Source organism: Streptococcus pseudopneumoniae (genome assembly GCF_001073085.1).
In the GTDB taxonomy this organism is placed as follows: domain Bacteria; phylum Bacillota; class Bacilli; order Lactobacillales; family Streptococcaceae; genus Streptococcus; species Streptococcus pseudopneumoniae_M.
On the sequence record NZ_JVFV01000042.1, the window covers coordinates 30,338 to 42,665 of the forward strand.

Here is a 12,328-nt window from a genome sequence, read left to right on the forward strand (position 1 = left end):
TCCAACTCTGTTATTTTTTATTGTTCTACTTCTGTTAGCTTAGCAGCTTTTTCAAGATAAGTTTGGTAAGTTCCGTCATCTTTCAGTTTTTGGATGACCTTATCAACTACTTCCTTCAAATCTGAGTTACCTTTTTTGATAGCTACAGCATTTGCTTCGCCTTCTTTCATAGTCAAGTTTACTGTAGCCACTGCCAAATCTGAGTTCTTAGCAGCATAGCTTAATGCTACTGGCTCATCCATATGAACGGCATCTACTTTACTAGATTGAAGCTCGTTGACTGCTTCTCCCATGTTTGTCAAAGAAGTCAACTGTGCCTTTGGAAGTTGCTCTTTAACCATAGATTCAGGAACAGTTCCTTTCTGAGCTGCAATATTAGCACTTGCTAGAGAATCCAAATCCTTGTATTTTTCAAGATCTGATTTTCTGATAAGGAAGCTAATTTTATTTTCATAGTAAGGAATTGAGAAATCAAAGACTTCTTGTCTTTCTTCAGTTGCACTGATTCCCGCAATTGCTAGGTCTGCTTTTCCTGTTTGAAGACTGGTCAAGACATTATCAAAACTCATACTTGAAATTTCCAATTTCACTCCAAGTTCATCAGCGATTGCTTGCGCCATGTCAATATCCGCACCTACGACTTGGTTTTTACCATCCACAAGTGCTTGAAACTCAAAGGGAGCATAGTCGGGACTAGTTGCGACCACTAATTTTCCTTTTTGCTTGATGGCCTCCACTGCAGACTGCGAGCTTGAACTAGACGATTGGCAAGCTACTAAAAAGAAGCTTGCAAGAAAACTACATAAGACAAATATCCATTTTTTAAAATTCATAAATAAACAACCTCTCTGTTAATTTTGTATAATTATAACTCTATCTACTTCGTTTGTCAAGCATATTCCAAATTTTTATGAAAAATTTTCAATTTTTGTTTCAAAAAAAGAGCTTTTACTTACTAACAAGCTCCTTTTTTTGCATAATTAATCAATCTTACAATTCAACAATCTTACCTGTTTCAAAGTAAACAACCCATTCACAGATATTTTTTGCATAGTCACCGATGCGTTCCAAGTAAGAAATAACTTGGAAATAATCACGACCTGTGACGATAGCTTCTGGATGTTTTTTGATTTCTTCTGTAGCTAGGTCTCGAATATTATCAAAGTAATGGTTGATAGTTTCATCCATGGTTGCAACTTCATAGGCTTGATCCACAGAACCATTCAAATAAAGATCTAAAGCGGCTTCAACAAAGTTTTTTACTTCACGACCCATTTTTTTAATTTCTTCTTCAACTGCAGGGATACGCTGCTCACCCTTCATACGAATCGTTGCTTTTGCGATAGATACTGCATGGTCCCCCATACGTTCTAAGTCTGACACAGCTTTTAGAACTGTTAAAACTGTACGTAAGTCTTGTGAAACTGGCTGTTGTAGGGCAATCATTTCAAATGATTTCTTTTCAAGTTTCACTTCGTATTCGTTTACTTCTGCATCTTCCTCAATGACTTCTTTAGCCATGTCACGGTCATGCGTTACAAAAGCACGTACGGTACGATTGATTTGGGAAAGAACTTCTTGTCCCATAGCATAAAACTGATTATGCAATTTCTCTAAATCTTCTTCAAATTGAGATCGTAACATCTTCTCACTCCTTATCCAAATTTACCTGAAATGTAGTCCTCTGTCTCCTTATGTTGAGGATAGAGGAACATATCCTTGGTATCGTTAAATTCAATCAAATCTCCATTGAGGAAAAAGCCTGTCTTATCAGAGATTCGAGATGCTTGCTGCATAGAACGAGTAACCAAGAGCATGGTGTATTTGTCTTTTAGACCATACAAAGTTTCCTCAATCTTACCAGCAGAAATAGGGTCCAAGGCTGAAGTTGGTTCATCCAAGAGGATGATTTTAGGGCTAGTCGCCAATACACGTGCCACACAAACACGTTGTTGTTGCCCACCTGAAAGACCGATAGCAGAATCATGCAAGCGGTCCTTGACTTCATCCCAGATTGAGGCACGTTGTAAAGCCTTCTCCACTGCTTCATCTAAGACCTGCTTGTCCTTTTCTCCATTTATACGGAGGCCATAAACGACATTTTCATAGATAGACATAGGAAAAGGATTGGGTTGTTGGAAGACCATACCAATTTCTTTACGTAATTCAACTGTATCCGTACGAGGACTATAGATATTGTGACCGTTATAAACCACTGATCCAGTTGTCGTCACTTCAGGATTAAGGTCACCCATTCGGTTAATAGACTTTAGAAGTGTTGATTTCCCAGATCCAGACGGACCGATAAGGGCTGTAATTTCCTTGGGTTGGAAAGATAAGGAAACACTATTCAAGGCCTTCTTTTTATTGTAATAGACTGACAGGTCTGAAACCTGTAAAATCGGTTCTGTCATACTGTTTCCTCTCTAACCAAAGTGTCCAGTTACATAGTCATTTGTTGACTGTAGCTTGGCATTTTGGAAAATATTTGCAGTTTTATCATACTCAATCAAGTCACCCAGGTAGAAGAATCCTGTATAATCACTAGCACGCGCAGCTTGTTGCATACTGTGAGTTACGATGATAATGGTAAAGTCCTTCTTCAACTCAAGCATGGTTTCTTCAAGTTGAGCTGTCGCAATCGGATCCAAGGCTGATGCTGGCTCATCCATTAAGAGAATGTCTGGTTTTACAGAAATAGCACGCGCGATACAGAGACGTTGCTGCTGACCACCTGAAAGCATCAAGGCTGACTTATGAAGGTCGTCTTTAACCTGATCCCAGAGGGCGGCCTGACGAAGTGAAGTTTCTACAATTTCATCAAGAACCTTCTTATCCTTAACACCTGCACGTTCATGTGCAAAAGTGATGTTGCGGTAAATAGATTTAGCAAATGGATTTGGACGTTGGAAAACCATTCCGATGTGTTTACGCATTTCATAAACATTGATTTCAGGACGGTTAACGTCAATACCTCGATAGAGAATCTGTCCTGTCACCTTTGCAATATCAATGGTATCATTCATACGGTTGAGACTGCGTAGGTAGGTTGATTTCCCAGATCCCGACGGACCAATCAAGGCTGTAATTTTATTTTTTTCGAATTGCATATCGACGCCCTTGATGGATTCATTTTTACCGTAGTAAACATGTAAATCCTTAGTAGAGAGGGCCACTTTTTCTTCTGGAAAAGTAATAATATGCCTTTCATCCCAATTATATTTCGACATGGCTTCTCCTTTAGGCAGCAGTTAATTTCTTATGTAGATAGCTTCCGAGTTTTCGTGCTCCAAAGTTAAAGATTAAGATAAAGATTAAGAGCACCGCTGCAGAACCTGCTGAAACAAGAGTTCCATCAGGAATAGTTCCTTCACTGTTAACTTTCCAGATATGGACGGCCAAGGTTTCTGCTTGACGGAAGATTGAGATTGGACTGGTTACGCTGAGTACATTCCAGTTTGACCAGTCAAGAGCTGGTGCTGATTGTCCTGCCGTATAGATAAGAGCCGCAGCTTCACCAAAGATACGACCTGATGCAAGGACGATACCTGTTACAATACCAGGTAGGGCTTCGGGGATAACAACATGAAGAACTGTTTCCCAACGAGAAAGTCCAAGTGCTAAACCAGCTTCACGTTGCGTATGGTGAACGTGCTTCAAACTGTCTTCAACATTACGTGTCATCTGGGGAAGGTTAAAGACGGTCAAAGCCAAGGCACCTGAAATAATTGAAAATCCATACTCAAACTGAACTACAAAGATGAGGTAACCAAAGAGACCAACAACGACTGATGGTAGAGAAGACAAAATCTCAATACAGGTACGAACGAAGTTGGTAACACGACCTTTTTTGGCATATTCAGCCAAGTAAATCCCAGCTCCCATTGACAAAGGCACAGAGATGAACAAGGTAATGACTAAAAGGAAGAAGGAATTATAAAGCTGAATCCCGATACCACCACCTGCTTGATAAGAAGATGATTTTCCTGTCAAGAATGACCATGAAACATGAGGTAAGCCTCGAACCAAGATATAAAGAATCAAGGAAGCTAGAATGGTCACGATGATTCCTGCGATGGTATAGAGGACAGCTGTAGCAAGTTTATCTAATTTCTTAGCGTGCATAGTTTTTCTTTCCTCTTTCTTTCGTAATCAATTTAATCACACTGTTAAAGGCCAAGCTCATCAAGAGCAATACTAGGGCCAGTGACCAAAGAACATTATTATCAACAGTTCCCATAACGGTATTACCAATTCCCATGGTCAATACAGATGTTAAAGTCGCTGCTGGTGTCGTCAATGAAGTTGGAACAACTGCTGAGTTTCCGACAACCATCTGAATCGCAAGGGCTTCACCAAAGGCACGCGCCATCCCAAAGACAACAGCTGTAAAAATACCTGAACGAGCAGCCTTCAAGGTTACACGCCAGATGGTTTGCCAACGAGTCGCTCCCATGGCTAAACTTGCTTCACGGTAGTGACGAGGCACTGCACGTAGACTATCCGTTGTCATAAAGGTTACAGTCGGCAAAATCATAACAAAGAGAACGAAAATCCCTGATAAAATACCGAAACCTGTTCCACCAAAGACACTACGTACAAAAGGTACGACGACCTGCAATCCGATAAATCCATAAACTACTGAAGGAATCCCAACTAGGAGTTCAATGGCAGGTTGCAAAATCTTTGCCCCTTTTGGTGATACTTCTGTCATAAAGACTGCAGCCCCAATGGCAAATGGTGTTGCAATAAGAGCTGATAGGATGGTAACAATAAAGGAACCCAAAATCATGGGAAGGGCACCAAATTGTTTCCCTGAAGGATTCCATGTTTGGCCAAGAAGGAAATCAAAGATATTAACCCCATTGACAAAGAAGGTCGACAAACCTTTTTGGGCTACGAAAATCAAAATCATGGCTACAATGATGACAATCAAAGAAAGGCAGGCAAAAGTCAGACTTTTCCCTAATTTCTCAAGACGAGAGTTCTTTGACGGAGAGAGCAATTTTTTAGATAATTCTTCTTGATTCATTATTGGCTCCCTTCTATTGCTGTCACAGTACCTGCAGCATCTTTTTCAACCTTCATTTCCTTAACTGAAATATAACCCATTCCTTTAACAATTCCATTCTGCGCTTCGTCCGAAAGAACAAAGTTTAGGAATTCGGCGACCAATTCATTTGGCTCACCAAGTGTATACATATGTTCATAAGACCACAAAGGCCAATTATTCGTGGTTACATTCTCTGAAATTGGTTCATAACCATTGAGTTTGATAGTTCCCACCGAATCATCGACATAGGCAAAGGCTAAGTAGGAAATGGCACCAGGGGTCTGGGAAACAATTGATTTGACCATCCCGTTTGAATCTTGTTCCTGACTTTGCATTGCTGATTGCCCATCCATGATCACACTGTCAAAAGTCGCACGAGAACCTGAACTTGCCGCACGGTTAATAATTGAGATGGCTAAATCTTTCCCACCGACTTCTTTCCAGTTGGTAATTTCTCCTGTGAAGATTTGTCGGAGCTGATCCGTCGTTAGATTATCAACATCTACTTCTTTATTGATAATAACAGCCAAACCTGCAACAGCTACCTTATGGTCGACCAAGGCTGAGGCATCAATACCGTCTTTTTCCTCCGCAAATACATCGGAGTTGCCGACATCTACTGCTCCTGACTGAACCTGCGACAGTCCAGTACCAGAACCACCACCTTGAACATTGACTGTTTTTCCGATGTGAGCTGATGCAAATTCATCTGCAGCCGCCTCGACTAAAGGTTGGAGAGCAGTTGAACCAACAGCAGTCATAGACTCCCCACGATCAATCCAACTTGCACATCCTACTAACGAACCAGCAAGTAAAAGAGTCGCAAGAGAGAGTGTGAGTTTTTTAAATTTTTTCACTATTTGTCTCCTTGAAAATAATGATGAATCGCTTGGAATTTCGCCCTATTTTTCTATGTTTTATGCAAAAAATCCATACTTCCACTATAACATAGAATACTGATTTTGACTAGTTTTTCACCTTAAACCTCAAGCCCTTAGGGAAATAATTCTTCAATGTATTTCCTGTCACTTTTGCAAAACCTAAACCATTTCCAGCAACCAAAACTTGGTACCACCCATTTGGCAAAGTTTCAGATAATTGAACTGTTTCACCAGCTACATACTTGACAAAGTCCTCTTGATGAATTTCAATTCCTTGATTGACTTGACTTGATTTCAAAGCTAGGCCAAGTGCAAAACTTGGTTCAAAACGTTTTTTCTTAAAGGTTCCAAGATGAAGTCCGTTTCGTGCAATTCTTAGTTTTCCTAAATCTGGTAGACTTTCTGGCAATAAATACAGTTGGTCTCCAAAAACCTGTAGGACTCCAGCCAGTTTCTCTTTTAAATGTTTCTTCTCAAAATCCTGCCATAAGGAAATCTGTTCTCGAGAGAGGTTGGATTTAGAAGGTTTGAACTTCCCAGCCTTGTTTTGACCTTTAAACTGAAGATGGGCCACGAACTGACCTTCTCCCTTAAAGTGATGAGGGTACATTCTAGCTGTTTCAGGTAAATCAATCCCAGATACCATTCCATTGATGTGTTGGATTGGAATCAATTCAAAATTATAGCTATCTAGTAACCATTGGACGATTTCTTCGTTTTCTTCTGGCGCCCAGGTACAGGTTGAATAGACTAGTCGACCACCATCAGCCAACATGGTGACCGCATCCTCTAGAATTTCACGCTGCAAGTCAGCACATTGGCTTGGATATTCTACACTCCAATAATCCATAGCATCTGGCTGTTTTCGGAACATTCCTTCTCCAGAACATGGAGCATCTAGAACAATTAGGTCAAAATATCCCTTAAACACTTTAGCCAAACGATCGGCAGATTCATTGGTCACAACTACATTTGACGCTCCAAACCGTTCCATATTTTCAACCAAAATCTTTGCTCGCTTGCTAGAAATTTCATTGGAAACAAGAAGACCTTCGCCTGCAAGATAGGCTGCAAGTTGAGTGGATTTACCACCGGGAGCCGCTGCCAAGTCCAAGACCTTCATACCCGGTTTTGGTTGAGCTACTTGTGCAACCATTTGTGCAGCAGGTTCTTGGGAATAGACCAAACCTGTTACATGCTCAGGTGATTTCCCTGAAACCTTGCCATAATAGCCCCAAGGTGTATGTGGAATAGCATCTGAAAAAGAAACTTGGCTTTCTTTTAAGGGATTGATGCGAAAGGCGGAAACTGCCTCATCATCAAAAGAGGCAAGAAAAGCTCTTGCCTCATCTCCCAATATTGCTTCATATTTTTTTACAAATCCTTCTGGAAATTGCATGTAAGTTTATTTCCTTTCATAGATATAGGATTGGATTTCTGCCAACTTGTCTGTTGGAACCATCATAATTGGTTGTCGTGTCTGAAAATCCACCGGCTCTCCAGTTAAGGTTACAATCTGATAACCTAAACTTTTTCCTATGATACTAGCCGCAGCATAGTCCCAAGGTTGGAGATAGGTGATATAGGTCAATAGCTGACCAGATAATATTTTTGAAAAACTAATAGCCGCACTTCCATATATTCGTACACCAAGTGAAGCATTAGCCAATTCTGCTACACCCCAGGCGTTTGTTTCCAACATGCCAGCGTTACTCGCAATTAGAAAATCTCGCAAGGGCTTATCCTTAAAACTAGGCAAGGGTTCTTCATTGAGACAGGCCCGAAAAGCACCTCCTCCATGATAACAATGACCTTTCATGACATCATAAATGATTCCAAACTGACCCACACCATTTTCAAAATACGCTACCATAATGGCAAAATCATCACCTTGGGCGACAAAGTTGTTGGTACCATCAATGGGATCAATGACCCAAACAGATCCATGTCCAACTGAAGCACGTAGACATCCCTCTTCTGCACAAAATTGGTCATCAGGAAAACGCGAACGAATTTTATCAACTAAAAAATTCTGAACTTCCTTGTCCAAACGAGTCACCAAGTCTGTAGGAGAAGACTTTCTCTCAATATGTAAATCTTCCTGCATGTGAGCTAGAATATAGTCTCCTGCTTCCTTGACAATCTCTTTGGCAAACATAAATTTATTTTCCAAGCGAAATCTTCCCTTCCCCTTGTTCTTTGGCCAATTGGACAGCTCGATAGAAGGAGTAACCACTCGCAGTTTCAAATTCACGGCCCAAGCGTTTTTCTTCACTCTTGCTAGGAACAACTGTTTTGAATTCCTTATAGGAATCTAGTAGTTTTTTTGCCTCTACCTTAGTCTCATAGGCAGCTTCAACATCATTAAAAAAAGAAAGCACTGAAGCAAGTTCTTCAGTGCTCCACGACAAATCTAGTGGGTAACTATACTGTTTATTCATCTAATTAATACCAGCTCTCAATGTAGCTTCTTTCAGTTCTTGTTTACGGTAACTACGAGGGAGAAAAGCACGAATCTCATCTTCATTAAAACCGATTTGCATCCGCTTTGCATCAATAATAATCGGACGACGCAAAAGACTCGGATACTGCTCAATTAAATGAAGCAACTCCGATACTGAGATACTCTCTACATCAATATTCAATTTTTGAAAAATCTTTGAACGAGTCGAGATGATGTCATCAGTACCATTTTCGGTCAAGGAAAGAATGTGTTGCAGTTCTTTTCTCGTTAAAGGGCTGGTCATAATATTATGCTCTTGGAAGGGCACTTTATGCTTCTCGAGCCAGGCCTTTGCTTTACGACATGATGTACAACTCGGTGATAAAAATAGTGTAATCATGCTTTCCTCTTCTTTACATACTTTTCTATTCCTATTATACAAAAAAATAAAGCGCTTGACTAGTTATTTCCGTAAAAAAACCTACTTTTTCAAGAAAAATAGGTTTTTTAGAATCACATATGAATGTTTTGCTTAAATGTAGAAATATTCATGTTACAAACGATAGTTTTTTCCTAGATTTTATTTGGAATCAGTAATACTTTACTTCACTTATCTATTTGTTTTTCGACTCTGTAGGTACAGAAATCCAAAAATCAATTCATACAAGCAGAAAAATAGGAGAAAGGCATGGAAGAAAAAGTCCTCTGGTAGGATAAGAATGACTGGATCCTTTGCCGGATCAAATAGCCAGGTATCATCACCTACAAAAAGAATTTGATGAAATAAAGTAAAGAACTGCTCAAATCCAATGAAAACTCCAACTAAACCAAGAACCAAAGGTAGCGAGAGCATGATTAAGAGACCTCTACGGTACAGAGATAGAAATCCTTTCTGAATGACTTGCTTCCAAAAAAGATAGAAAATCGGTAGAGTTACTACTGCTACTCCTTGAGCAAGATGGAAAAGTCCCTTTACAACCACAAAGTGGTGAATACCAGAGGCAGACGAAGGAAAATCCGGCATTTCCAATACTTGACTCAATGGATTGGTCAAATAATCCATCAAAACATTAAAATTATGCTGGATGGTCTGAGGTTGCAGATGAACACGATTTGTCAAGTTTAACCAAGAAATTTCCTGAGGATAGACCAACCAAGCCAGATAAATGGTCAATAAAATAGCAAGCGAGAGGAGAAAGAGAATACTTCCTACAAAAGTAAACTTAGTTTTCATCGAAATCCCACTCCGCTAGACTTGAAAGGACATGAGTTGGTGCAATTGGTAAATCCGCTACTTCTTCAGGTTTTGTAAATCCTGTCGTCACCAAAAGGCTAGGAATGCCATTGTCAATACCAGCTCGAATATCAGTCAGGTAATTATCACCCACCATGACAATTTCTTCTCGCTCAAGTCCTAGGTGTTCAACAGCCTTGTCCATAATAATCGCATTAGGTTTTCCAATATAAACTGGTTTTACGCGAGTTGCTGCTTCGAGCAGAGTAACCAGTGAACCAGCACCAGGCAAAAGACCTCGTTCCGTCGGGATGTTCAAATCAGGGTTGGTACCGATAAAATGAGCTCCTTTATGAATAGCTAGGGTTGCCGTAGCAAATTTTTCATAGTCTACTTGCCAGTCCAAGCCAACAACCACATAGGCTGGATTTTCTTTATCTTCAACGTATCCTGCTGCTTGAATGGCTTCCTTGAGCCCTGATTCTCCGATGACATAAACTGTCTTATCAAGTCCTAGATCATTCATGTAATCGATAGTCGCTAAGGTTGCAGTATAAATGGTTGATACAGGCGTGTCGATGTTAAACTGATTGGCTAGCATCTCTTGAACACTCTCAGGTGTACGAGTGGTGTTGTTTGTCACAAAAAGATAAGGAATCTCTCTTTTTTGTAACTCATGAACAAAAGCTTCTCCTGCTGGGATTCTATCTTTTCCCTTATAGATTGTTCCGTCTAAATCAATTAAATATCCTTTATAAGTCATATCTTTCTTTCTAATCTTTGTTAATTTCTTGCCAAGTTATCTTTGCCTGAGCATTGATGTCGCCATCACTTGTAACTTGGTGATTGCTGTCTAGTCCATTCAATTCGTAACTAGAAGTGATCATACCACCTGGTCGAACTTCCTTGACATATTTGAGGTTGATTTTTTTAGGAACATGATTGGTCAGAAAATCTGCTCCCATGACCTCAAAAATCCAATCTAAGTATTTGCTGTTATTGACGTGACCATTCATATCCAAGTCATAAAAACGAACGTGGTAGTCCTTGCTTATCGCTTCTTCCAGCTCTGTATATTTTGGCCCACGGACCAGTTTCTTAGAAAACTCAGATTGATAAGGAGCGACAATTTCTGGTACTACAGGATGAACCTTTCGACTCTCACGATCCATAAGGACAAAGGTAGCTACCATATGAATGATTTCTTGACCATTTTCATCATAAATAGTAAATCGGCGGTAGCAAAAAAGACGATTATAGGTCAAGGCTTCAGTTTCAATAGTGATTTCCTCAGCAAAACGAGGCAAACGAACCACATCGATATCATAATCTGTGATAATCCAGACCAGATTATACTGTTCTAAAACATCCTTGTCACTCACTCCCAGTTCAATTGACTGCATTCCTGATACTTGCAGGGACAACAAAATAACATCTGGCAACTTGATATGGCCATTCATATCAGCCATATCAAAAGGAATTTTCATCTTCATTTGATAAGTTAAGCCCATAATTTTACTCCAATATAAATCGTTCTGCTACTGTATCTCCTAAAAAGAGACCTTTTTTTGTCATTCGTATTTGTTGACCTTCTACTTGTAAAAAACCTTGATGACACAAATCTCTTACAACTTGACCATATAAATTTTCAAAAGATGTACCAAATTTTTCTTCGAATCTTGTTTTTGAAACTCCTGACTTCTTGCGAAGGCCGAGAAACATCTCTTCTTCCATTTGTTCCCTTAGACTCAGGTGTTCTTCATTGATACGAGCACTTCCCTCTTCTACCGCCTTTAAATAATGGCGAATCGGACCATGGTTTTTATAGCGAACACCGTTTACATAGCCAGATGCCCCCGCACCGATACCATAATACTCGGCATTATCCCAGTACATGAGATTATGTCGACTTTCAAAGCCTGGCTTAGAAAAATTAGAAATTTCATAGTGCTCAAAGCCAGCTTTTTCTAGCTCGGAAATGATATACTCAAACATCTCTGCTTCTAATTCTTCCTTAGGAAGAGGTAATTTCCCGCGTCTCATACGGTTCATAAAGACCGTATGATTTTCCAAAATCAAACTATAGAGGCTCATATGAGGAATATCAAGGGCAATAGCCTTGGCAACATTATCCCTAACCTGATCCATGGTCTGACCAGGAAGTGCGTAAATTAAGTCAATAGAGATATTATCAAAACCAGCTAGTTTAAGGCGATCGATATTTTCATAAATATCCTTTTCCGTATGACTACGCCCAATCTTTTTCAGCATTTTGTCATCAAAGGTCTGAACTCCTAGTGATACACGATTAACTGCAGAATTTTGCAAGACAGCAATCTTATCAGCATCCAGGTCACCAGGATTAGCCTCAATGGTCAACTCTTCCAACATTGATAAGTCCAGATTTTTAGTCAATCCTTCTAACAAAACTTCCAATTGAGAAGCAGACAAGGCTGTCGGTGTCCCACCACCAATATAGAGTGTACGCAATTTGTGAATGTCATAAGAATGAAATTCTTGCAGTAGATGCTCTAGATAGCTGTCTACTGGCTGATTTTTAATAAAGACCTTGGAAAAGTCACAATAATAACAAATTTGTGTGCAAAATGGTATGTGCACGTAGGCTGATGTCGGTTTCTTCTGCATAGTATTTATTATACCACAAAGAGTTCACTCAAGAAAAAAATCACCATTCTTGATTTTCTAGAAAACAAAGA

General features: G+C 39.7%; 15 protein-coding genes. All 15 read right to left on the bottom strand.

What is annotated here, in order from left to right; all coding sequences use genetic code 11:
* Positions 1 to 17: 17 nt before the first annotated feature.
* The gene (locus ADH90_RS08550; RefSeq protein ID WP_049530892.1) at positions 18 to 833 is read right to left on the bottom strand and encodes an ABC transporter substrate-binding protein; all 816 of its coding nucleotides are present in this window, start codon (positions 831 to 833) and stop codon (positions 18 to 20) included.
* A gap of 157 nt (positions 834 to 990) precedes the next feature.
* Complete coding sequence (phoU, locus tag ADH90_RS08555; RefSeq protein ID WP_049530893.1) at positions 991 to 1,644, bottom strand: phosphate signaling complex protein PhoU; 654 nt, start codon at positions 1,642 to 1,644, stop codon at positions 991 to 993.
* A gap of 11 nt (positions 1,645 to 1,655) precedes the next feature.
* Positions 1,656 to 2,414, bottom strand: a complete 759-nt coding sequence (pstB, locus tag ADH90_RS08560; RefSeq protein ID WP_000138672.1) for a phosphate ABC transporter ATP-binding protein PstB — start codon at positions 2,412 to 2,414, stop codon at positions 1,656 to 1,658.
* A 12-nt stretch (positions 2,415 to 2,426) separates the two neighbouring features.
* A complete protein-coding gene (gene pstB / locus ADH90_RS08565; protein ID WP_049504357.1) occupies positions 2,427 to 3,230 on the bottom strand; it encodes a phosphate ABC transporter ATP-binding protein PstB in 804 nt (267 codons plus the stop codon).
* Between the two features lie 10 nt (positions 3,231 to 3,240).
* On the bottom strand, positions 3,241 to 4,125 hold the full coding sequence (gene pstA / locus ADH90_RS08570; protein WP_000543058.1) for a phosphate ABC transporter permease PstA: 885 nt from the start codon (positions 4,123 to 4,125) through the stop codon (positions 3,241 to 3,243).
* The gene (pstC, locus tag ADH90_RS08575; RefSeq protein ID WP_049530894.1) at positions 4,115 to 5,032 is read right to left on the bottom strand and encodes a phosphate ABC transporter permease subunit PstC; all 918 of its coding nucleotides are present in this window, start codon (positions 5,030 to 5,032) and stop codon (positions 4,115 to 4,117) included. The genes pstA and pstC overlap by 11 nt, the downstream gene beginning before the upstream one ends.
* Positions 5,032 to 5,910, bottom strand: a complete 879-nt coding sequence (locus ADH90_RS08580) for a phosphate ABC transporter substrate-binding protein PstS (protein WP_049530895.1) — start codon at positions 5,908 to 5,910, stop codon at positions 5,032 to 5,034. Before ADH90_RS08580 ends, pstC begins: the two co-directional genes overlap by 1 nt.
* A 109-nt stretch (positions 5,911 to 6,019) precedes the next feature.
* Complete coding sequence (locus ADH90_RS08585) at positions 6,020 to 7,333, bottom strand: RsmF rRNA methyltransferase first C-terminal domain-containing protein (protein WP_049530896.1); 1,314 nt, start codon at positions 7,331 to 7,333, stop codon at positions 6,020 to 6,022.
* A 6-nt stretch (positions 7,334 to 7,339) separates the two neighbouring features.
* Positions 7,340 to 8,107, bottom strand: coding sequence for an inositol monophosphatase family protein (locus ADH90_RS08590; RefSeq protein ID WP_049530897.1), 768 nt, complete (start codon positions 8,105 to 8,107; stop codon positions 7,340 to 7,342).
* Positions 8,097 to 8,375 (bottom strand): UPF0223 family protein, encoded by a 279-nt coding sequence (locus ADH90_RS08595; protein ID WP_049530898.1) that lies wholly within the window; start codon positions 8,373 to 8,375, stop codon positions 8,097 to 8,099. Before ADH90_RS08595 ends, ADH90_RS08590 begins: the two co-directional genes overlap by 11 nt.
* A complete protein-coding gene (locus ADH90_RS08600; protein ID WP_000631256.1) occupies positions 8,376 to 8,777 on the bottom strand; it encodes a Spx/MgsR family RNA polymerase-binding regulatory protein in 402 nt (133 codons plus the stop codon).
* Positions 8,778 to 8,987: 210 nt separating this feature from the next.
* Positions 8,988 to 9,611: a TIGR01906 family membrane protein gene (locus ADH90_RS08605; RefSeq protein ID WP_049530899.1), complete on the bottom strand. Its 624-nt coding sequence runs from the start codon at positions 9,609 to 9,611 to the stop codon at positions 8,988 to 8,990.
* A complete protein-coding gene (locus ADH90_RS08610) occupies positions 9,601 to 10,374 on the bottom strand; it encodes a TIGR01457 family HAD-type hydrolase (RefSeq protein WP_049530900.1) in 774 nt (257 codons plus the stop codon). The genes ADH90_RS08605 and ADH90_RS08610 overlap by 11 nt, the downstream gene beginning before the upstream one ends.
* Before the next feature lie 10 nt (positions 10,375 to 10,384).
* A complete protein-coding gene (locus ADH90_RS08615; protein ID WP_049530901.1) occupies positions 10,385 to 11,122 on the bottom strand; it encodes an acyl-[acyl-carrier-protein] thioesterase in 738 nt (245 codons plus the stop codon).
* Between the two features lie 4 nt (positions 11,123 to 11,126).
* A complete protein-coding gene (hemW, locus tag ADH90_RS08620) occupies positions 11,127 to 12,257 on the bottom strand; it encodes a radical SAM family heme chaperone HemW (RefSeq protein WP_049530902.1) in 1,131 nt (376 codons plus the stop codon).
* Positions 12,258 to 12,328 lie beyond the last annotated feature (71 nt).

Bases quoted from the DNA above. Each gene is read 5' to 3' on its own strand.
- ADH90_RS08550 (WP_049530892.1), bottom strand. From the start codon at position 833: ATGAATTTTAAAAAATGGATATTTGTCTTATGTAGTTTTCTTGCAAGC.
- phoU (WP_049530893.1), bottom strand. From the start codon at position 1,644: ATGTTACGATCTCAATTTGAAGAAGATTTAGAGAAATTGCATAATCAG.
- pstB (WP_000138672.1), bottom strand. From the start codon at position 2,414: ATGACAGAACCGATTTTACAGGTTTCAGACCTGTCAGTCTATTACAAT.
- pstB (WP_049504357.1), bottom strand. From the start codon at position 3,230: ATGTCGAAATATAATTGGGATGAAAGGCATATTATTACTTTTCCAGAA.
- pstA (WP_000543058.1), bottom strand. From the start codon at position 4,125: ATGCACGCTAAGAAATTAGATAAACTTGCTACAGCTGTCCTCTATACC.
- pstC (WP_049530894.1), bottom strand. From the start codon at position 5,032: ATGAATCAAGAAGAATTATCTAAAAAATTGCTCTCTCCGTCAAAGAAC.
- ADH90_RS08585 (WP_049530896.1), bottom strand. From the start codon at position 7,333: ATGCAATTTCCAGAAGGATTTGTAAAAAAATATGAAGCAATATTGGGA.
- ADH90_RS08595 (WP_049530898.1), bottom strand. From the start codon at position 8,375: ATGAATAAACAGTATAGTTACCCACTAGATTTGTCGTGGAGCACTGAA.
- ADH90_RS08600 (WP_000631256.1), bottom strand. From the start codon at position 8,777: ATGATTACACTATTTTTATCACCGAGTTGTACATCATGTCGTAAAGCA.
- ADH90_RS08605 (WP_049530899.1), bottom strand. From the start codon at position 9,611: ATGAAAACTAAGTTTACTTTTGTAGGAAGTATTCTCTTTCTCCTCTCG.
- ADH90_RS08610 (WP_049530900.1), bottom strand. From the start codon at position 10,374: ATGACTTATAAAGGATATTTAATTGATTTAGACGGAACAATCTATAAG.
- ADH90_RS08615 (WP_049530901.1), bottom strand. From the start codon at position 11,122: ATGGGCTTAACTTATCAAATGAAGATGAAAATTCCTTTTGATATGGCT.
- hemW (WP_049530902.1), bottom strand. From the start codon at position 12,257: ATGCAGAAGAAACCGACATCAGCCTACGTGCACATACCATTTTGCACA.